Genomic DNA, 18,528 nt, shown 5'->3' with positions numbered 1-18,528 from the left:
GCTTTCGTACAGGTTTGCACCAGCGCCAGCCGCCACTGTAGCCATCCAAGCCCTTCGAAAAATGGGAGTACCTGTGCGAGTTGGCAGGAAGCGGATGGCCACTCTGGCGACCCTGGCGTCGGCCGCGTTGATGCTGGTCATCGGCCTCGCGCCGGGCCAGGCGATGGCCAGTGGATCCGCCGACCAGACGGTGGTCACCCGGGTGACGAACCCGGACGGAAGTGTGACGGAGACCATCTACACCCCGGCTCCGGGCGTGACGCCCACGCAGTTGGCCGCGCTCCTCAAGGGCCGCGGCGTCGTCGCGAAGGTCGAGAAGGAAGCCGCCGCGGCCGCGGTCGCACCCTGCGGCTACGGCACCGCCAACGCCTGGGCGAGCGACACGACGTGCTTCGTCCGCTGGGCCTACGCCGGCGCGGTGCGTCCGGTCATCGACTTCGTCGACTACTCGGGTGCGAGCTGGCCGGTCGGCCGGGCGGTGACCAGGTGGAACCAGGTCTCCGGGATCGACTCGATCTACCGCCCGTCGAGCTCGGGTTGTGACGGCACGCCGGCACACTGCGTCACCGTGCGCAGCGGCAACTACGGCGCCGGCTGGCTGGGCCAGACCACCCGCACCTACAACGCCGCGCACACCTACTACGCCTCGGCGGCGGTGCAGCTCAACGACTACTACAGCGGCACCGAGACCGAGAAGTGGAGCACCGCCTGCCACGAACTCGGCCACGTGCTCGGCCTCGACCACAACGACTCGACCGGAAGCTGCCTCTACTGGCAGCGCGTCTCCGGCCGGTCGAAGTACCCGAACGCGGACGACGAGTCGCTCCTCGAGCTCTACTACTGACCCTCGGTAGGGCCCGGCCGCTTGCGGCCGGGCCCGTTCCCGTCAGCGGGCCGACCAGACAAAACCTGCTCTGCGCAAGCGATCGACTCGTTACGATCGACCGGTGAAGCGGATCGACTACGACGAGCGGCAATACGCGGTCTATCCGGCCGGGCGCGCCCTGTCCGACGACGCGGCGCAACTCTGGGCGAGCGTGTTCGCGCAGTGGGCGGGCGCGCTTCGGCCACAGGCGGTGTTGGACCTCGGATCGGGCACGGGCCGATTCACGCCGATGCTGGCGGAGATCTTCGGCGGCCCGGTGTGCGGCGTCGAGCCGTCACAGCGGATGCGGCAGGTGGCCGTCGAGACCGCGGCGCACCCGAACGTGCGCTACCTGGAAGGCGGCGCGGAGGCGATCCCGCTGCCCGACCGGTCCTGCGATCTCGTGCTGATGTTCCTCGTGCTGCACCACGTCGTCGACCGCCAGGCCGCGGCGGCGGAGCTCCGCCGGGTGCTGCGCCCTGGTGGCCGGATCCTGCTCTGCGGCATGTTCTCCGACCAGCTACCCGACCTGCTCTGGCATCGCTACTTCCCGGCCGCGAAGCGGGTCGAGCAGCAGGTGTTCCCCACCCTGGCCGAGGTGACGGAACTGTTCGGGATGAGGGTCCTCGGCGTCGAGCGGGTGACGGTGCCGGTGGCGCCCAGCCTCGCCGCCTACGCGGATCGCTTGCGGCTGCGGGCCATCTCCATCTTCGAGCACCTGACGGAGGAGGAGATCGAGCAGGGCTTCGCCGCGCTGGACCGGGCCGTCGAGGCCGAAGTCACCGCGAGACCGGCCACTATGGACACCGATCTGCTGGTGCTCGGTGTCGGCGACTGACGAGGACGCCGCGAGTTGGGCCGCCGCTCAGGTCGCGGCGGTGCGCGACGACCCACGCCAGCGCGTCGCGCTGCTGGCGCGCACCTACCACGGGCCGTTCGGCCGGGCACCCAAGCACCTGCCGTTCCGGCGGGCCGCCGTGTCGTTCATGCGCTGGCAGGCCGACCGGGGCGTGCTCAACCCGCCGGCCGCGGCGTCACCGGGCAGCCCCTGGTGGCGGGCCGTCAACGACCGGCTGCTGCGCGACGGCTGCGAGGCGATGGCCCGCTTGGGCGGAATGGGCGGCGCGGTCTCCGCACCGGCCGTCGACCTGTGGACGGCGTTCATCGACGACCCGACCGCCGGCAACTGGTATCGCGCACACAACGCCAGCATCGTCGCCGGCTATCTCGACCACTCGGAGCTTGCCGAGCGCGAGCCCAGCTACGAGCGGTTCTTCCTCAACGTGGTGCTGCTCCGGGTGCTCTACACGCACGCCCTGGTCGCCGCGCCGCGGCTCGCGCTGGGCCGGTTTGCCCCGCTGGGCCGGCTGTTGGGCGACCCGCGGCTGGGCACGGCGGGCCTGTTCCTGTCGCTGCGCCGCGTTCTCCCTGACCGCTACCCGCCGGTCGGCGAGCTGCCGGCCGACCTCGCGCGGGAGAACCCGTTGGGGCGACTGCTCGACTACGGCGTGATCCAACCCAAACTTCAGCGGTTGTACGAGTGGTCCGCCCGCGAACTCGACTCCCCGGAGTTGTGCGGCCTCGTGCGCGACGGCAACCCGATCTACGCATGGTCCTATGTCGACCGTCAAGTCTGGGCCGCGCCCGGTGGACTGTTGCCGCGGGTGCTTCGCGGCGTGACCGCGCCCCGCTAGCTCTTGCCCCGGGCCGGCCCTGCGCGGCAGAGTTCCGGGCATGGTTCCGGTCGAGCTCGGCGCCTTGTCCGCGGCGGAGCAGTGCCTGTGGGACGCCTTCCCGCGCGGCGCGGAGGTGACGCTTCGCGCGGAGGAGCCGCGCACCGTACGCGCCGGGGTCATCCGGTTGTTGCTCCTCGGCGCGCTCCCGGCCGAGCCCGGCGAGCAAGCCGCGCTGCGCCTGCACGGCGCCGACGTGGTCGGCGTCCTCGACCTCTACCAGGTCGAGGTCGACCATGCGATCGAGTTCATGGACTGCCATTTCGACATGGCGCCGGAGCTGTCCTTCGCCCAGCTTCGCGGTGTCACCTTCGAGGGCAGCACCCTGCCGGGCCTCGACGCTTTCGGTGCGACGGTCCAGGGCAACCTGAGCTTCGTGAAGTGCACCCTCACCGGCGCCATCGTCGTCTATGGCCTGCGGGTCACCGGCGACCTCGACTTCGACTGGGCCCGGCTGGCCGCCGACGGGCGCGCGGAGGAAGTCTTCGGGGATCGCGTAGCGGCCGTGTTCGGCGAGGGGATCCAGGTCGGCCGGCACCTCTACCTACAGGGCACGGCGGCCGCCGGAAACCTCGAGCTGACCGGCATGCGCGTCGGCGGCGGGGTGTATGCCCACCAGGGGTTGCGGGTCGAGGGGGAACTCCGCCTCCGCCGGGCCGAGGTCACCGGCGACCTCAACCTGACCGACGCGGTGCTGATCAACTCCGGCGGCGTCGCCCTCGACGGGTGGGGCCTGCGGGCCGGGCAGCTATCCCTGTCGCCCGCCCGCGTCGAGGGCACGGTCGACCTGCGGCACGCCCGGCTCGAGGTGCTGCACGACGATCCGGACCACTGGCCGGCGGTGCTGCGGCTCGATGGTGCCCGGTATACCGCGCTGGAACCGGCCCGCACCGCCCGCGAACGGCTGCCCTGGCTCGATCGGGACCCGGATGGCTACCGCCCGCAGCCCTACGAACAGCTCGCCACGACCTACCGCCAGATCGGGAACGAGGCCGACGCGCGCAGCGTGCTGTTGGCCAAGCAACGCCGCCGCCGACGGCAGTCAGCCCCGGCCGGTGCGGCTTGGGGCCTGCTCCAGGACGGGCTGGTCGGCTACGGCTACCGCCCGGGCCGGGCCGGGTTGTGGCTGCTGATGCTGGTCGCGCTCGGCACCACCGCGTTCAGCCTCTGGCCGCCGCCCGCGGCCGCGGCCAGCCGGGTGGCGTTCAACGCGCCGGTCTACACCCTCGATCTGCTGATCCCGATCGTCGACTTCGGACAGGAGAAGGCGTTCGGGATCGGCGGGTCGGCGCAGTGGCTGGCGTACATCCTGACCGCCATGGGTTGGATCTTGTTCACGGCCGTTGCCGCCGCGCTGACCCGATCCCTGAGCCGGGTCTAGCCAGGTAGGTCTTCGGGGCGCTTCGCGGCATGTTGGCCGTGCAGCAGCCCGGTCGCCTGGCCGACCTCGATGAGGTAGCCGTCCGGGTCACGCAGGTAGCAGCGGATCTCGGCACCGCGGTCCATCGGCGGCGTCAGGAACTCGGCTCCCTTCGCCTTCCAGTCTTCGTAACAGGCGTGGATGTCGGCGACCCGCAGGTTGAGGAAGATCGATGTCGTGTCGCCGGGCTCGTAGTCGACCACCGTGATCTCAGGCTTGTCGGGGGTCGGCGGACCGCCGGGATTCATCAGAATCCATGAGTTGGCGAGCTTGACGATGCACGGGTTCTCGTCGACCACGACGGTGCCGCCCAGCACGCGCGAGTAGAAGTCGCGTGACCGCGCCACCTTGCGCACCGTGATGAACAGCGTGGCCAGAATGCCTTCGGTGGGTGCCGGGAAATCGGGCTCTGTCATGAGAGCCGGGTTTCCGGTTTCGGCCGGGCGCAAACGGCCCTTGTCAGCCGGTGGCGGCCAGGTGGCGCAGGGCGTGAGCGGTGGGGGTGCCGGGGTCGGCGGTGAGGAAGACGACTTGCTGGTCGTCGTCGGGGATGGTGAGCACGTCGCAGTTGACCCGCAGCGGGCCGGCCTGCGGATGGCTGATGGTCTTGGTGCGGTGGCCGGGGGAGCGCACCGGGTTGGTTTTCCAGATCTCGGTGAACTCGGCGCTGCCGGCGCGCAACTCGGCCAGGAGGTTGGCGAGCGGCTCGTCGCGGGGATAGCGGTCGGCGGCGGCACGCAGCCGGGCCACCGCGATGTGCCCGAACTCCTCCGCGCTGGAGCTCTCGTAGCCGCCGACCCGCATAAACCGCCGGCGGGCCAGGTTGGGCTCCGTGCGGAGATCGCCGAGCAGGGCGTCGGCGAGCGGGTTGAACGCGATCACGTCGTAGGTGACGTCGGTGACGACGGCCGCCGCCTCGGGGATGCGGCGCAGCAGATTGGCGACGTAGGGGCGCACCTGGCGCACGGGACCGGCGGGTGGCGTCGGGCTCGCGCCGGCCAGCCGGAACAGGTGGACGCGCTCGGCCGGCGACAGCCGCAGCGCCGAGGTCAGGGCGTCCAGGATGCGTGGCGACGGGTGTGGGCCGCGGGCCTGTTCGAGCCGGGTGTAGTAGTCGACGGACATGTGGGCCAGCCCGGCGACCTCTTCACGGCGCAGCCCCGGGGTGCGGCGCCGTCCGCCGGCGGTCAGGCCGACGTCGGCCGGGCCTATTACTTCGCGCCGTTGGCGCAGGAACCGCGCCAGCTCTTGTCTGGCCATGGGTCACCTGCCTGGTATCGGTTGTCCCTGGATCGGCCGGGCTGGTGCCGGCACCGTTGACTACATGAACAATTCCACGGCGCTGGTCACCGGTGCCAACAAGGGCATCGGCAAGGAGATCGCCCGGCAGCTGGTGGCCGCCGGCGTCACGGTTTATCTCGGCTCCCGCGACCCGGCGCTGGGCCAGCGGGCCGTCGACGAGCTCGGCGGCAGCGCCCGGCTGCTGGTCCTCGACGTCACCGACGAGCAAAGCGTTGCCGAAGCCGCCCGTCAGGTCGAAAACCTCGACATTCTGATCAACAACGCCGGAATCTCGGTCGACCTGAGCCCGCTGACGTCGACGCCGGTCGACAGCTTCCGGCGTACCTATGAAACGAATGTGTTCGGGGTCGTCGCGGTGACCAACGCGTTCCTGCCGGCGTTGCGCCGCTCGGCCCGCCCCAGGATCGTCAACATCTCCAGCGGCACCGGATCGCTGGGCTGGAGCACGGGCCGGGAGGCGCGCTTCCCGGCTACAGGCTCGCTGGCCGCCTACCGGTCGTCGAAAACGGCACTCAACGCCTTGACCGTCTTCTATGCCCAGGCGCTGGCCGGCTTCAAGGTCAACGCGCTCGCACCCGGGCTGCGCCGAACCGACCTCAACGCGACCGCCGCCGCCAGCGAGGGAGACCCGGCCGAAGCCGCGGCGGCCGCCGTGCGACTCGCCCTGCTGCCGGACGACGGCCCGACCGGCGAGTTCCACTCCTGGGACGAGACCCCCGTGCCCTGGTGATAGCTTGCCGCGCATGACCGGTCGGCTGGCTGTCCTCGCAGAGCGGGCAAAGGTCCTGCTGCTGGATTGCGACGGGCCGGTCTGCACCCTCTTCGACACCAGGTCGGCGGTGCGGGTCGTCTCCGACCTGCGGGGGATGCTCGCCGGTCATGGCGTCGACGTCGCTGAGGAGATCGGTGCGGCGGGTCCGCTCGCCGTTCTCCAGGCGACCGCGCGGCTCGCGCCGCACCTGACCGGAGACGTCGAGGCCGCGCTGCGGGTCGCCGAGATCGAGGCGGCGGCCAGTGCCGAGACGACCCTTGGCGTGTTCGATGTCGTACGCGCATGCGTCGACACCGAACGCCGGCTCGCGATCGTGAGTGAGACGTCGGTCGACGCGATCCACGCCTACCTGCGCCGCCGTGATCGGGTGCGGCATTTCGCCGCCGTCATCGGGCGCGACGGTGCCGATCCCGTCCAGCCGGCGGCCAGCGCGCACCGGCTGACCCGGGCCGTGCAGGCGTTGGGTGCGGACCCGGCCGAGTGTCTGTTCGTAGGTGCCACGGCCACCGGCATCGCCGCGGCCCGGCAGGGCGGGATCGCCGCCGTCGGCTATGCGCGCCGGCCCGGCCTGGCCGAGATGCTGGCTGGGTCCGGCGCACACGTGGTGATCGACGCGATGGACCAACTCGCCCGCGCCATCGCCACCACCCGCCGGCACGCCCTGCCCTGGATCGATTCGACCGGCGGCCCGCTCGTCGTCGTGCCCACATCGGTGCTTCCGCAGTGGCGCGGCACTGGTGCTTACTTCCTGGCGAACTCCGATTCGGACGACTGGGGTGACTACGGCCGCGCCTGCGCCGTGAACGGCTACGCGGGCCTGATCCCGGTCGGTGACGTCCAGGCGCTGGTGCTGGCCGACGAGCCGGCGGCCACCACCTACCTGGCAGACCGCCGCGCCTTCGTCCGTTGGATTCACGCCCGATCCGAAGAGGAGCTGATCGGACTCGTCCCGCAGGCCATCGAAGCGGCGGCCTGGGAGCCGGTCGGCGAATGGGTCGTCACGGAGCCGGTCGAGATGCTTGACTCCGCGCTTGCCGGCACCGAAGAGCCACGACTGGCCATCACCGTCGCTCCTGGCACCTACCAGGTCCGCTCCGCCTATATCGCGCCCGACCAGGAGACGGCCATGGTCATCACGCAACTGATCCCCGCCGCGCGGTGACCTAGCGCGGTGGTTCGCCCCTGCGGCGCCTCCGCTCGATGTCGGCCTGGATCTCGGGGTCCCAGGAAGAGGCGTCCCAGTCCCGCGATGGGACCTCGACAGCGGGCGGAAGCAGCCGCGCGATCGGCGTGCCGGGGGGCGGACCGCTCCGCAACCGCTGTGGCACCCGCTCCTGCGGAAGGTGGGTGTGGCTGGCCATGTCGGCGGCCGGCGCGGGCTCGGCCAGCCAGCGGTGCAGCTTGGTGCGGCTGATCAAGAGACCGGCGACCAGCAGCGTCGCGGCACCGGCCCGGGCGACGTGGAACGCCGTCGGGGTCTTCGCCGGCAGCAGGTAGGACAGGAAGAGGATGAGCGATCCCCAGGACAACGCCCAGTTTCGCAGCACGGTGACCCGGCCGCCGTGGCCCTCGACGACACCTTTGGTGAGGTTCATCCAGACCACAATGGACACGATTAGAGCCAACGGCGTGGCGAACGACAGCGCGGTGACGGGCAGCCACTCCGGCGACTCGATCAGCTCGGCCCTGATTGCCGCCCGAATCAGGGAAAGCACCGCAAAGGCCATGGCGAAGTCGAGGTCGACGGTGACATACCGCGGATCGTCGACCGGCCGCAGGACGCGGTGCTGTTGCACCCCGGCCTGGTCACGTGCGTCGGCGAACGAGTCGAAGGCCCGCCGCCAGGTCGATCTGGACAGGGCTGTGCGGCGCACAGTACTGTGTGCCGCATGGTTGGCGATCAGCTCGAGCTCGAGTTGCGCCGTGGCGTCGTCGCGCTCGCGGTGCTTTCTCAGCTCGGCGAGTTCCGCTACGGCTACGAACTGCGGCGGGTGCTGACCGACAACGGTCTTCCGATCGAGGAGGGCACCCTCTATCCGCTGTTGCGGCGGCTGGAGGGTCAGGGCGTGCTGAGCAGCGAGTGGCGCACCGACGGGCAGCCGCGGCGCTACTACCGGCTCAGCCCCGCCGGGAAAGAGCTTTACGCGCGACTGCGCGATTCGTGGAGCGGCCTCAACGAGGCCGTGCGACGACTGACGGAAGGTGACGACTAGATGCTCACCACCGAAGAGCTCATCGATGCATACGTCGCCGACGTGGCGCGGCTGCTGCCGCGCAGCCAACGCGAGGATGTCGCCGCCGAGTTGCGGGCGTTGCTCCGCGAGGAGTTGGCGGGCAGCGACGACCCCCTGGCCAGGCTGCGGGCCTTCGGTCGCCCGGGCGACGTGGCCGCCCGATACGGGCAACCGTCGACCGTCGTCGACCCGGCCGACGGGCGCCGTTTCGTGCGGTTGACCGTGATCGGCGTCGTGGTGATCTGGCTGCTCGGCGCCATCTCCGCCGACGGCGTTGTCGACTGGTATCAGGCCTACGGGATAGCGGCCCTGTGGTGGCCCGGCTTCCTCGTCGTGGCCTTCGGCCTCACCGGCTGGGCCCGGCGCCGCTGGCCCGCCCGCTTCCTCTGGCGGCCGCGCAAGTCGACTGCCGGCTTCGTCAACCGACCGGGGCGGATCGCCGCCTTCGCCTTCTGGACCGCCGGCGCCGTCGTGCTGGTCAGCGCGGCCTGGCTGCTGGAAAGGCTCGGGGCCGCGCCACAGGCGGTGCAGGCGCTCACGTTCGACCCTGACTTCGCCCGTTTCCCGGGCCCGCTCGTGCTCGCGCTCCTGGTCGCCGAGCTTGCCCACCACCTGACGGTGACCATCCACGGCCGCTGGCGGCCGGTGACCCGCGACATCGACGTGGCGCTCGGGCTTCTCACCTGCGCCGCGCTGATCGGCGTGCTGTTCGCCGGCCCGGTCTACCTCAGCACTGAGGCCAACCAGATCGTCAAGTTCGCCATCGCCGTCATCGTCGCCGTGAGCCTGGTCGACCTGCTGATCAAAGTCCGGCGCCGGCCGCAGCCAGTGAACCCCTGACAATCGCGCAACCGCTACGGTGCGTTCGACGTCCAATCAGAATCCGTCGATGCCGGGCTGGGTGGGATGAGCAGGCGCACTTTCTGGATCTGGGGCGCGGCGGCCGTTGCCGTGGTGCTCGTCGTCGGTCTGGTGTGGTGGGTGCGGGCCGGGTCGGGTTCCGGTGAGCGGCTTACCCCCGCGGGCCGGGAGATCCGCAAGGCCGGCGTCAGCGTGGTGGTGCCCGAGGCCTGGCCGAAGAATGCGTTGCAATGCGGCACCCCGGTGGCCGACACCTACGTGCTCGATCCCGGCAAGGTACCGACCTGTGCGCTGAGCCCGGAGCCGAAAGTCAGCTATGTGGCGCTGCGCGAGTCGGACCTGTCCGCGGACCCCGCGAACAGTGCGGCCACGACGGCCGGCCAGATCGGCGGTGTCGACGTGCGCACCACCGAAGGGAGCCTGCCGGACGGGCGCACCCGGTGGCTGGCGGTGGTGCCGGATCGCGACATCGTGGTCGAGGTCGTCTCGGCCGACCCGGCGCTGGTCGAAACGATCTCCGGCTCGGTGCAGATTGACTGAGGTTCCGGCGGAGCGGGTCGCTCCGCCGGAACAACGGTGTCAGCCGACGGTGATGGTGAACCCGGTGTGGCCGACGATCTGCGTCAGGTCGGCGAAGTAGAGCCGCCAGTAGCACTGGGTCGCGATGCCGGTGCAGGTGGCCGGCTTCGTGCCGTCGGCCGCCGACTGCACGCCCAGGGCGATGACCCGGTTGGGGTCACTGGACAGCCGGAAGATGGGGCCGCCGCTGTCGCCCTTGCCGACCGCGTTGGCCTTGTCGTCGCGCTGTGCCTCGACGCCGTTGGTGACGATGGTGCCGTCGTCGATGGCATACATGACCCACTTCAGCGTGATCCGGATGCTGCACCGGACGCCGGAGTAGCTGCCGGACTGGCAGATGTATTGACCGACCTCCGGCGGCGCCCAGCCGGCGACCGCCTTGGAGAACTCGCCGATGCCCTGGCCGGTCGGGTCGACGCCGCCGTCGTAGATCCGGCCGCGGTGACTCGACACCGGGATGAACATCGCCTCGAGGTCGGCCGCTTTGTAGTTGGCCGTGCCGACCGTGATCGGCGGGAAGTAGGTGCCGCTCGGGGTGGTCCACGTCTGACCCGTCGAGCCACAGTGCCCGGCGGTGAGCAGCACATCCTGGTTGTTGCGCCGGCCCGCGAACGCGGTCGTGCAGCGCGCGACGATGTTGCCGCTGACGGGTCGCTGGATGGTCGATCCACCCCAGAACGGCACGGTGTCGGCCCACCGGCCGGTCGGCGTCGGCGCGTCGCCGACCTCCACCGACGTCGGAACCGTGGTCAGCGACTGCGCCGCCCGCATCGTGGCGGATCCGGCGACCCGGACCCGAAGGCCACTGCCATCGGGGAGCGGTGCGGCCAGGACGACGCCGGTCGCGGTGCTTTGCTTGACGAGCCGCGAGGCTTCGGACTTGAGCTCGCGCAACGCGTACGCCGCTGGAATGACCTTGATCGGCACGCTCTGCCGCAGTTGCCCGACAACCTTGGCCACCGCGGCGGGCGGCGTGCCCTTCCAGAAGAGGCGGAGCTCGGTCGAGCTGACGAGCTCGATGCCGGCGAAGTTGGAACGGTCTTCGTCGACCACCGCGCGGATGCGCGCGGCCGCGTCGACCAACGGCCGTTGACGGACCTGGAGCTCGTCGACGGCGCCACCACCGGGCCCTGGCTTGGGCGCGGCCGAAGCCGGCATCGCGACGCCGGCGAGCGTCACGATCGCGACGGTCGTGATGACCAGACTGCGCCGCAAACGCGTTACGGACATGGAACTCACTACCAAGACGGCCCCCAACCACTCATTGAGCGTGAATTCATGAGTGGAAGAGTATCGATGTCTCAGTTCGCGCTACGTACCCGAGAGGTGATTGGTTCGGATTGACCGATCTTCGGAACAGCGTGCCGGACGAGCCTCAGGGTCAACAGTCCCGTGATCAGAAATAGTGCGGCCAGCGCGACCCAGCCGGCCGTTCCGCGCTCGATCGCGGTCGTGGTGACGACCAGCGGTGCGAGCATGGTGCCGATGGCCATCCCGGTCTGGTTGACGCCCTGGTAGGCGCCGGCGTTGGCCGGGTCGGCGAGTTCGAAGGCGAGCGTCCACCCGCCGGCCTCGGAGAGGATCTCGGCGAAGCTGTGGGCGACGGTCGCGAGCGTCAGCGCCACCACCATGGCGGCGACGACGCCATGCGCGGCCGAGGCATAGAACCCGCAGGCCACCGCGAGCAACAGGCCCGCCTGTGCGACCGCCCGGCCGGCCGAGTGGAGGGTGGTCGCACCGCGCGCCGCCCAGACCTGGAGCAGCGAAACGATGACGGTGTTCAACGCCAGCAACGCCGGCACGGTCACCGCCGGCGCCTTCGTCCAACCGGCGACCCAGAGCGGCACCCCCACCGTCAACATGCCGAACTGCATGGTCATGACGGCATAGAGGCAGGTGGCCGCCAGATAGGTGCGGTCGAGGAACGGCGACCGGCCCCGAGCCCGCCGCTCGGGGCGGTCGACCTGCCCGGCCGTGCCGCGGATCCGGCTCAGCGGGAGCGCGGAAACGAGCAGCAGCGCGGCGGTGGCGAGCATCGCGAGTAGGTAGGCCGATCTCGTGCCGACCGCGAGCGCGACGGCCGCCAGGGCGGTTCCCGCGGCGATGGAGACGTTGGTGACCACCCGCAGCCGGGCGCGGATCTCGACGCGGTCCCGCCCGGTGAACGACTCCGCGATCATCGTCGCCAGCGCGGTGCGCTGCATGGCCTGCTGGCCGACCGCGGCGCACGCGACGATCACGAAGGCGGACGGCGTGCGGACCACGAGATAGGAAGCGAGCGCCAGACTCTGGCCGACGGTCACGACCAACAGAACCTTGCGAGCGCCGAAGGTACGGGCCAGGTAGCCCGCACCCAGCGCGGCGCCGACGGCGGTGGCGCCGGCGATCGTCAAGCCGAAGCCGACCGTGGTCGCGGTGAACCCGGCGACCTTGGTGAAGAACAGCACGCTGACGCTGAAGAAGACGCCCTTGGACAGCGAGGCGGCCACCGTCGCCAAGGTCAGCGCGCGGGCGACGGGGTCAGGGTGCTTTGCGACCAGGTACATGCCAACAGTTCTCGCAGCGGCTGAAGCCGTACACCATTGATGTAGCATTTTGCTTCATGGTCAGGTATGAGTTGGTCGGGCTGGACCTGGCTGACATCCGGTTCGCCGTGTCACCGCTGAACGAGTTGGTGCTGTCCCTGCGAGCCTGGCGCGATCCCGGCCGCTATCCGCTGCACCTGCGGTGGATGCACGCGTTGGAAGAGGTTCGCGGCAGCCTCGACGGTGCCATGCTGCTCGCGCTGACCAACGCCCGGCTCTGGACGCCCGACTTCCTCAACCCGCGCCCCTACTCGCCGCTGACCCGCATCGACGACGAGTTGGCCGACCTGGCCGACACCGACCCGGCCGTCGTCCGGCGAGACCTGGAAGCGGTGCACGGCGGGCCGTTGCCCGACCCGCTGCGTGGCCCGGCCCCACGCGTGCTCTCCCGGATCATCGACGCCCTCACCGGCTATTGGCGGCTCTGTTTCGAACCGCATTGGCCGCGGATGCGCGCACTGCTGGAAGGCGACGTCACCTTCCGCGGCCGGCAGATCGCCCAGCACGGGCTGGCGACGATGTTTTCCGAACTGTCGAGCCGGGTCCGGCTCGTCGGCAACGCCGTCGAAGTCGAGTTGCGATCGAAGCTCGACTATACGACGACGACCACCGGCGGACTCACCCTCGTCCCTACACTGTGGACGACCCACGCCTCGACCCCCATCTCGGCCGACGAACCGCCGATGATCCTCTACAGCGCGCGGGGAGTGGCCACCCTCTGGGAGCCCCAGCCCTTGCAGGCACCCCGCGCCCTCAGCGGTCTCCTCGGCGCCACCCGGGCCGGTCTGCTCGTGCAGTTGGGCACGCCCGCCTCCTCGACCGAACTGGCGGCCCGCCTGGGCGTCACCACGACGGCCGTCAACCAGCACCTCCGGGCGTTGCGCACCGGCGGGCTGCTGGTCAGCGCCCGACACGGCCGGGCCGTGCTCTACCGCCGCTCCGATCTCGGTGATCTGTTGGCCGGAGTGGGGTAGCCCGGTGTCGGATCGGGGTGGCCGCGTTCGTTGCAGGGGTGAGGCTGTCCACAACCAGAGGAGATGATCTTCAGATGCAATACCTGATTTCCGTGATCGACGACGGCACCGGCCCGGCCACCCCGAAGGAAGACGCCGCGATCGACGTGTTCAACGACCGGCTCCGGGCCGAGGGCCACTGGGTCTTCGCCGGCGGCCTCGCCGCGCCCGAAACCGCCACCGTCATCGACAACCGGGGCGAGGAGGCCCTGGTCACCGACGGGCCCTTTGTCGAGTCCAAGGAATACCTCGCCGGCTTCTGGATCATCGAGGCCGCCGACCTCGACGTGGTGCTCAAGCTCGCCGCCGACGGATCCAAGGCCTGCCACCGCAAGATCGAGGTGCGGCCATTCCAGTGAGCGACGCGATCACTCGGGCCCACCGCGCGGAGTGGGCCCGGGTGGTCGCCTCCCTGACCAGGCGGTTCGGTGATCTCGACATCGCCGAGGAGGCGGCCGCCGAGGCGTTCGCGACCGCCGTCGAGCGTTGGCCGGCCGACGGCGTGCCCCCCAACCCCGGCGCCTGGCTGACCACCACCGCCAACCGCAAGGCCATCGACCGGATCCGCCGCGAGAGCAAGCGCGAAGACAAACACAAGGAGGCTCACATGGTGTACGACGACGACCCGCCCGAGCCTCCCGTTGCCATCGACGACGACCGGCTTCGGTTGATCTTCACCTGCTGCCACCCGGCGCTGGCGATGGAAGCCCGGCTGGCGCTGACGCTGCGGATGGTCGGCGGCCTGAGCATGCCCGAGATCGCCCGCGCCTTCCTGGTCGCCGACGCTGCCATGGGGCAGCGGATCACCCGCGCCAAGGCCAAGATCAAGGCGGCTCGCATCCCCTATCGCGTGCCGTCCACCGAGGATCTCCCGGCCCGCGTGTCCGGCGTGCTCGCCGTTCTCTACCTCGTCTTCAACGAGGGCTACCTGGCGACCGGCCCCGACACTGATCCGGTCCGGCACGACCTGACCGCCGAGGCGATCCGGCTCACCCGCCTGATCCGCACCCTCCTGCCCGACGACGGCGAGGTGGCCGGGCTGCTCGCGCTGATGCTGCTCATCGAGGCCCGCCGCACCGCCCGGGTCTCGGCCACCGGCGAGCTCGTCGCCCTCGACGAGCAAGACCGCGGTGCCTGGGACCAGGCGCTGATCGCCGAGGGTCACCGCCTGGTGCGCGAGCGTCTGGCCGCCGGGGTGGCTCCGGGTCGCTACCAGATCCTCGCGGCGATCAACGCCGTGCACACCTCCGCCGGCGATATCCGCGACACCGACTGGTCGCAGGTCCTCGCCCTCTACGACCAGCTTGTCCGCCTCGACCGCTCGCCGGTCGTCGCCCTCAACCGGGCCATCGCCCTCGCCGAGCTCGACGGCCCGCAGGTGGCACTGGCGGCCGTCGATCGTCTGGAGCCCCGGTTGGCCGGCTATCACGCCTACCACGCCACCCGGGCCGACCTGCTGCGCCGGCTGGGCCGCAGCCAGGAGTCGCGCGCGGCGTATGACAAGGCCATCGAGCTGGCGGGCAACACCGCCGAGACCGCCTACCTGACCCGCCGCCGCGACCAACTGGGCTAGCGCGGCCCCGCCGGAAGAAATCTCTCCGGTCGCTGTCGGATCGGGCCCGGGGTGTTCGTGGTGCGGGTGAGCGGCCGCCCAGGAGGGGCGCCCCGGGCACCGAAGGACCTTCCAGATGACTCTGTTGACGGAATCGAGCACGGTCGAGACACCCCGCTCCAGTCGCCGGATGTGGGCGATCCTAGGGCTGGTGCTGCTCGCCGACGCGCTCGACGTCATCGATGGGACCGTCACCAACATCGCCGCACCCACCATCGCCCACGAGCTGCACGGCGGTGCGGGTCTGATCAAGTGGTTGGGAACGGCGTACCTGCTCGCCATGGGTGTGCTGCTCGTGGTCGGCGGACGGCTGGGCGACAAGTTCGGCCAGCGCCGGCTCTTCCTGATCGGCATGAGCGGATTCACCCTGGCTTCGGCGGTCGCCGGGCTCTCGCCCGACCCGACGCTGCTCATCGCGGCGCGGGTCGCGCAGGGAGCGTTCGGGGCGCTGCTCATCCCGCAAGGCATGGCGATCATGATGAAAGCGTTCAGCCGCGACCTGCTCGCCAAGGCGTTCGGGCTGTTCGGCCCGGTGCTGGGTGTCTCCAGCGTCGGCGGCCCGGTGCTGGCCGGATTCATCATCAGCGCCGACCTGTTCGGCCTGTCGTGGCGCCCGATCTTCCTGGCCAACGTCGTCCTCGGCATTGTCGGGCTGGTCGTGGCCGTCAGGATCCTGCCGCGAGACGACGGCGACCGGTCCACCGTTGTCGACGGCTGGGGTTCCGGCCTGCTCGCCGCCACCATGGTCGGGCTGCTCTACGGCCTGATCGAGGGTTCCACCAACGGCTGGACCGGCGTACCCGTCGCCTCGATCATCGCCGGCGTCCTGTTCTTCGCTGCCTTCGCCTACCGGCAGCGCACCGCGACCGACCCACTCATCACGCCCTCGCTGCTGCGGAACCGGGGCTTCACCTCCGGCATGCTGGTGGGCCTGACCGTCTTCGCCGCCGGCACCGGCCTGATCTTCGTGCTGTCGCTGTTCATGCAGGAGGGGCTGCACGCCAGCCCGCGGAACGCCGCGCTCGGCCTGGTGCCGCTCACCGTGGGCATCATCGTCGCCTCGTTCGCCATCATGGCCGGCCTGGTCGCCAAGCTCGGTCGCCGGCTCGTCGTCATCGGCCTCGCCGTCGTCCTGGCCGGTTGCGGTTGGCTCCTGGCGCTCGTGGACCAGTCCGTCAGCCTGTGGGCGCTGGCGCCGGCATTGTTCGTCACCGGCATCGGCACCGGTCTGTGCTTCGGCACGATCCCCGCCGTCGCGCTCGGCGACGCGAAACCCGAGGAAGCCGGCAGCGCCAGCGGCTCGCTCAGCTCGCTACAGCAACTCGCCTCAGCGATCGGCTCGGCGGCGGTCACCTCGATCTTCTTCGGGGCCGCGACCGCCGGCCTGGACCACGCGATGAAGGTCAGCCTCGTCGTCGTGCTGGCCGTCACCGCCCTCAGCCTCCCGGTCGTGGCCCTGATGCCGCGTAAGGCGCCGCAAGAGCCAGCAGCGTGAGCCGCTCGGCCGTGGGCGTTCCGGGCAGCGGCGAGAAGATCGCGAGGAGGTGCGAGCGTGCTTCGTCGACGAGGAACTGGCAGTCGAATTCGAGCAACCCGACCTCGGGATGCCGGATCCGCTTGTGGCGCCGGCGCAGGGCGGCGACATCGTGCAGCTTCCAGAGCGCGGCGAACTCGGGACTCTCGGCCTGGAGGCGGGCGACCAGCGACTTCGCGGCGGCATCGTCGCGGCGGGTCACCGCGGCCCGCAGATCGGCGACCAGGGCGCGGGACTCCGCGCCATGGTCCTCGACGGGGTAGCCGGCCCGGGCGGCGGGATCGCGGAACCAGCGGTAAATGAAACTCGCCTCCGGCGGACCGAAGACGGCGCGCGCCAGGTTGTTCTGCACGAGGGTCTCGCCGAGATCCGTCATCACCTGGGCCGGGATCCCGGTCAGCGCGTCGAGAACGCTGAGCAGAGCCGGGGCGACATGCCGGTCGTCGGTGTGGCGTTCGGGAACACCGTGACCAGTGAGCCGGTAGAGGTGGTCACGCTCGTCCTGGCTCAGCCGCAACGCGCGGGTGAGCGCGCGCAGCACGGGCTCGGACGGCACGGCGGTCGCGCGCTGCTGCTCGAGCCGGGTGTAGTAGTCGGTCGAGATCCCGGCCAGCGCGGCGACCTCTTCGCGTCGCAGGCCGGGGGTCCGTCGGCGGCCGGCCGCCGGGAGGCCGACCTCGCCGGGGCTGAGCGCGTCCCGGCGGGCCTTCAGGAAATCCGCCAGCTGGGGGGCATCCACCCTTCCGCAGCGTACGCGCGGGCGTAGCCGGTTGACACGGTGAAACTCACTCTGCCAGGGCCGCCGGGAGGACAGCAGGCTGGATCACGACCGATCTGACCGATCTTGGGAGCAGCACCATGTCCACCTGGTTCCTCACCGGCGCGTCCCGCGGCCTCGGCGCCCACTGGGCCGAAGCCATCCTGGAACGCGGCGACAACCTCGCCGCCACGGCCCGCGACGCCGCGGCGTTGAAGCCGTTGACCGACCGCTTCGGCGACCGGGTGCTCGCGCTCGGGCTCGACGTCACCGACCGCGCTGCCGTCAACGCCGCGGTCGACGAGGTCGAGCAACGCTTCGGCGGCATCGACCTGCTGGTCAACAACGCCGGGCACATGCTGCACGGCGCGGTCGAGGAAGTCAGCACCGATCAGGCCCGCGCGCAGATGGACGTCAACTACTTCGGCCCACTGTGGACCACCCAGGCCGTGCTGCCCGGCATGCGCCGGCGGCGCAGCGGCCGGATCATGCAGGTCTCCTCGATCGGGGGGCTGGTCGCCTATCCGGCGTTGGGCATCTACCAGGCGTCGAAGTGGGCACTCGAGGCGATGAGCCAGGCGCTGGCCGCCGAGGTCGCCGCCTTCGGCATCCACGTCACCCTGATCGAGCCGATCATGTTCCCCACGGGCCTGGCCGCCGCCTCGCCACAGACCACGCCCGATCCGGCGTACGCACATGCCCGCGAAGCCCTCTACGCGAGCGCGGCCAGCTCCGGGTTCGTCCCAGGAGATCCGGCCGCCACCGCCCAGGCGATCCTGGCACTGGCCGACACCCCGAACCCGCCCCTGCGAGTGCTGTTCGGCGTCAACGGATTCGACGCGCTGCGCACCGAGTATGCCGGCCGCCTGGCCGGACTCGAGAAATGGCACCACATCTCCCGCCTGGCCCAGGGCGCGGGATCAGGCGACAAGTAGACAGCTTTGTAGCTCCGCCGCGTCGCGATCGAGGAGGTCGCGATTGCTCGACGGACCTGCTCGTCGAGGTATGCCTCGGGCCGGCGCCAGTAGGGCCTCGAAGAAGCCGTCCGCGCAGTCCCACGGGATGGCCACCGGTTGGATCCGGGCGGCGATCGCGTTCCGTGACGTCGCGGTCGGTGGGTTCGTAGGATCCGGTGCACGCCCCGACATTGAGCACGGTCTGGGCATCGCCGAGCGCGGCCCAGATCTGCGCGGCGTTCCGCGGATCGGTGCGCCGCGTGGCGGTGTAGGCGATCGGCTCCCTGGCGTCGCGAACAGTGACA

The 18,528-nt window shown here is 70.7% G+C and carries 20 protein-coding genes and 1 pseudogene; 14 read left to right on the top strand and 7 right to left on the bottom strand.

Going from position 1 to position 18,528, the window contains the following annotated elements; all coding sequences use genetic code 11:
• Positions 1-94: 94 nt before the first annotated feature.
• From DFJ67_RS04660 to DFJ67_RS04645, 4 genes are all read left to right on the top strand, one after another.
• On the top strand, positions 95-844 hold the full coding sequence (locus DFJ67_RS04660; RefSeq protein WP_116066746.1) for a matrixin family metalloprotease: 750 nt from the start codon (positions 95-97) through the stop codon (positions 842-844).
• Positions 845-947: 103 nt separating this feature from the next.
• On the top strand, positions 948-1,703 hold the full coding sequence (locus DFJ67_RS04655; RefSeq protein WP_116066745.1) for a class I SAM-dependent methyltransferase: 756 nt from the start codon (positions 948-950) through the stop codon (positions 1,701-1,703).
• Positions 1,690-2,559, top strand: coding sequence for a hypothetical protein (locus DFJ67_RS04650; protein WP_116066744.1), 870 nt, complete (start codon positions 1,690-1,692; stop codon positions 2,557-2,559). Before DFJ67_RS04655 ends, DFJ67_RS04650 begins: the two co-directional genes overlap by 14 nt.
• Before the next feature lie 40 nt (positions 2,560-2,599).
• On the top strand, positions 2,600-3,979 hold the full coding sequence (locus DFJ67_RS04645) for a hypothetical protein (RefSeq protein WP_116066743.1): 1,380 nt from the start codon (positions 2,600-2,602) through the stop codon (positions 3,977-3,979).
• Here DFJ67_RS04645 and DFJ67_RS04640 read toward each other — a convergent pair.
• Both DFJ67_RS04640 and DFJ67_RS04635 read right to left on the bottom strand, forming a co-directional pair.
• Positions 3,976-4,434, bottom strand: a complete 459-nt coding sequence (locus DFJ67_RS04640) for a VOC family protein (RefSeq protein ID WP_116066742.1) — start codon at positions 4,432-4,434, stop codon at positions 3,976-3,978. The genes DFJ67_RS04645 and DFJ67_RS04640 overlap by 4 nt on opposite strands.
• Before the next feature lie 43 nt (positions 4,435-4,477).
• Entirely contained in the window at positions 4,478-5,278 is an 801-nt protein-coding gene (locus DFJ67_RS04635; RefSeq protein WP_116066741.1) for a helix-turn-helix transcriptional regulator, read from the bottom strand.
• A 64-nt stretch (positions 5,279-5,342) separates the two neighbouring features.
• Here DFJ67_RS04635 and DFJ67_RS04630 point away from each other — a divergent pair, with 64 nt between their 5' ends.
• Complete coding sequence (locus DFJ67_RS04630) at positions 5,343-6,050, top strand: SDR family NAD(P)-dependent oxidoreductase (protein ID WP_116066740.1); 708 nt, start codon at positions 5,343-5,345, stop codon at positions 6,048-6,050.
• A 13-nt stretch (positions 6,051-6,063) separates the two neighbouring features.
• Entirely contained in the window at positions 6,064-7,254 is a 1,191-nt protein-coding gene (locus tag DFJ67_RS04625) for an Imm21 family immunity protein (RefSeq protein WP_116066739.1), read from the top strand.
• Between the two features lies 1 nt (position 7,255).
• Here the strand turns inward: DFJ67_RS04625 and DFJ67_RS04620 are convergent, their stop codons facing one another.
• Positions 7,256-7,966: a hypothetical protein gene (locus tag DFJ67_RS04620; protein WP_116066738.1), complete on the bottom strand. Its 711-nt coding sequence runs from the start codon at positions 7,964-7,966 to the stop codon at positions 7,256-7,258.
• A gap of 15 nt (positions 7,967-7,981) precedes the next feature.
• On the opposite strand from DFJ67_RS04620, the gene DFJ67_RS04615 reads away from it, so the two are divergent.
• From DFJ67_RS04615 to DFJ67_RS04605, 3 genes are all read left to right on the top strand, one after another.
• Positions 7,982-8,305 carry a PadR family transcriptional regulator gene (locus tag DFJ67_RS04615; protein WP_116075607.1) on the top strand — a complete coding sequence of 108 codons (324 nt, stop codon included), beginning with the start codon at positions 7,982-7,984 and terminating at the stop codon, positions 8,303-8,305.
• Positions 8,306-9,166: a hypothetical protein gene (locus DFJ67_RS04610; protein ID WP_116066737.1), complete on the top strand. Its 861-nt coding sequence runs from the start codon at positions 8,306-8,308 to the stop codon at positions 9,164-9,166.
• Between the two features lie 66 nt (positions 9,167-9,232).
• Positions 9,233-9,727, top strand: a complete 495-nt coding sequence (locus tag DFJ67_RS04605; protein WP_116066736.1) for a hypothetical protein — start codon at positions 9,233-9,235, stop codon at positions 9,725-9,727.
• A gap of 39 nt (positions 9,728-9,766) precedes the next feature.
• On the opposite strand, the gene DFJ67_RS04600 is transcribed toward DFJ67_RS04605, so the two are convergent.
• Positions 9,767-10,996, bottom strand: coding sequence for a chymotrypsin family serine protease (locus DFJ67_RS04600; RefSeq protein WP_116066735.1), 1,230 nt, complete (start codon positions 10,994-10,996; stop codon positions 9,767-9,769).
• Positions 10,997-11,067: 71 nt separating this feature from the next.
• Positions 11,068-12,312: an MFS transporter gene (locus tag DFJ67_RS04595; protein WP_239097209.1), complete on the bottom strand. Its 1,245-nt coding sequence runs from the start codon at positions 12,310-12,312 to the stop codon at positions 11,068-11,070.
• A gap of 56 nt (positions 12,313-12,368) precedes the next feature.
• Between DFJ67_RS04595 and DFJ67_RS04590 the strand changes: the two genes are divergently transcribed.
• The 4 genes from DFJ67_RS04590 to DFJ67_RS04575 all read left to right on the top strand — a co-directional run bounded on the left by DFJ67_RS04590 (position 12,369) and on the right by DFJ67_RS04575 (position 16,471).
• Positions 12,369-13,325, top strand: coding sequence for an ArsR/SmtB family transcription factor (locus tag DFJ67_RS04590; RefSeq protein WP_116066733.1), 957 nt, complete (start codon positions 12,369-12,371; stop codon positions 13,323-13,325).
• Between the two features lie 74 nt (positions 13,326-13,399).
• Positions 13,400-13,723, top strand: a complete 324-nt coding sequence (locus tag DFJ67_RS04585) for a YciI family protein (protein WP_116066732.1) — start codon at positions 13,400-13,402, stop codon at positions 13,721-13,723.
• Positions 13,720-14,937 (top strand): RNA polymerase sigma factor, encoded by a 1,218-nt coding sequence (locus DFJ67_RS04580; protein WP_203783622.1) that lies wholly within the window; start codon positions 13,720-13,722, stop codon positions 14,935-14,937. The genes DFJ67_RS04585 and DFJ67_RS04580 overlap by 4 nt, the downstream gene beginning before the upstream one ends.
• A gap of 169 nt (positions 14,938-15,106) precedes the next feature.
• Entirely contained in the window at positions 15,107-16,471 is a 1,365-nt protein-coding gene (locus DFJ67_RS04575) for an MFS transporter (protein ID WP_116066730.1), read from the top strand.
• Here DFJ67_RS04575 and DFJ67_RS04570 read toward each other — a convergent pair.
• Positions 16,413-17,249 carry a helix-turn-helix transcriptional regulator gene (locus DFJ67_RS04570; protein ID WP_116066729.1) on the bottom strand — a complete coding sequence of 279 codons (837 nt, stop codon included), beginning with the start codon at positions 17,247-17,249 and terminating at the stop codon, positions 16,413-16,415. The genes DFJ67_RS04575 and DFJ67_RS04570 overlap by 59 nt on opposite strands.
• Before the next feature lie 119 nt (positions 17,250-17,368).
• Between DFJ67_RS04570 and DFJ67_RS04565 the strand changes: the two genes are divergently transcribed.
• Positions 17,369-18,202, top strand: coding sequence for an SDR family NAD(P)-dependent oxidoreductase (locus tag DFJ67_RS04565; RefSeq protein WP_116066728.1), 834 nt, complete (start codon positions 17,369-17,371; stop codon positions 18,200-18,202).
• On the opposite strand, the pseudogene DFJ67_RS43660 reads toward DFJ67_RS04565, so the two are convergent.
• A pseudogene (locus DFJ67_RS43660) lies at positions 18,166-18,497 on the bottom strand (hypothetical protein); the annotation flags it as partial. The gene DFJ67_RS04565 and the pseudogene DFJ67_RS43660 sit on opposite strands and share 37 nt — an antisense overlap.
• Between the last annotated feature and the right edge of the window lie 31 nt (positions 18,498-18,528).

The organism is Asanoa ferruginea (assembly GCF_003387075.1).
GTDB classification, from domain to species: Bacteria; Actinomycetota; Actinomycetes; order Mycobacteriales; family Micromonosporaceae; genus Asanoa; species Asanoa ferruginea.
This window is presented reverse-complemented; position numbering and strand designations above follow the sequence as displayed.

Bases quoted from the DNA above. Each gene is read 5' to 3' on its own strand.
- DFJ67_RS04565 (WP_116066728.1), top strand. From the start codon at position 17,369: ATGTCCACCTGGTTCCTCACCGGCGCGTCCCGCGGCCTCGGCGCCCAC.
- DFJ67_RS04640 (WP_116066742.1), bottom strand. From the start codon at position 4,434: ATGACAGAGCCCGATTTCCCGGCACCCACCGAAGGCATTCTGGCCACG.
- DFJ67_RS04630 (WP_116066740.1), top strand. From the start codon at position 5,343: ATGAACAATTCCACGGCGCTGGTCACCGGTGCCAACAAGGGCATCGGC.
- DFJ67_RS04595 (WP_239097209.1), bottom strand. From the start codon at position 12,312: ATGTACCTGGTCGCAAAGCACCCTGACCCCGTCGCCCGCGCGCTGACC.
- DFJ67_RS04610 (WP_116066737.1), top strand. From the start codon at position 8,306: ATGCTCACCACCGAAGAGCTCATCGATGCATACGTCGCCGACGTGGCG.
- DFJ67_RS04615 (WP_116075607.1), top strand. From the start codon at position 7,982: ATGGTTGGCGATCAGCTCGAGCTCGAGTTGCGCCGTGGCGTCGTCGCG.
- DFJ67_RS04590 (WP_116066733.1), top strand. From the start codon at position 12,369: ATGGTCAGGTATGAGTTGGTCGGGCTGGACCTGGCTGACATCCGGTTC.
- DFJ67_RS04585 (WP_116066732.1), top strand. From the start codon at position 13,400: ATGCAATACCTGATTTCCGTGATCGACGACGGCACCGGCCCGGCCACC.
- DFJ67_RS04605 (WP_116066736.1), top strand. From the start codon at position 9,233: ATGAGCAGGCGCACTTTCTGGATCTGGGGCGCGGCGGCCGTTGCCGTG.
- DFJ67_RS04635 (WP_116066741.1), bottom strand. From the start codon at position 5,278: ATGGCCAGACAAGAGCTGGCGCGGTTCCTGCGCCAACGGCGCGAAGTA.
- DFJ67_RS04645 (WP_116066743.1), top strand. From the start codon at position 2,600: ATGGTTCCGGTCGAGCTCGGCGCCTTGTCCGCGGCGGAGCAGTGCCTG.
- DFJ67_RS04600 (WP_116066735.1), bottom strand. From the start codon at position 10,996: ATGTCCGTAACGCGTTTGCGGCGCAGTCTGGTCATCACGACCGTCGCG.
- DFJ67_RS04575 (WP_116066730.1), top strand. From the start codon at position 15,107: ATGTGGGCGATCCTAGGGCTGGTGCTGCTCGCCGACGCGCTCGACGTC.
- DFJ67_RS04625 (WP_116066739.1), top strand. From the start codon at position 6,064: ATGACCGGTCGGCTGGCTGTCCTCGCAGAGCGGGCAAAGGTCCTGCTG.
- DFJ67_RS04660 (WP_116066746.1), top strand. From the start codon at position 95: ATGGCCACTCTGGCGACCCTGGCGTCGGCCGCGTTGATGCTGGTCATC.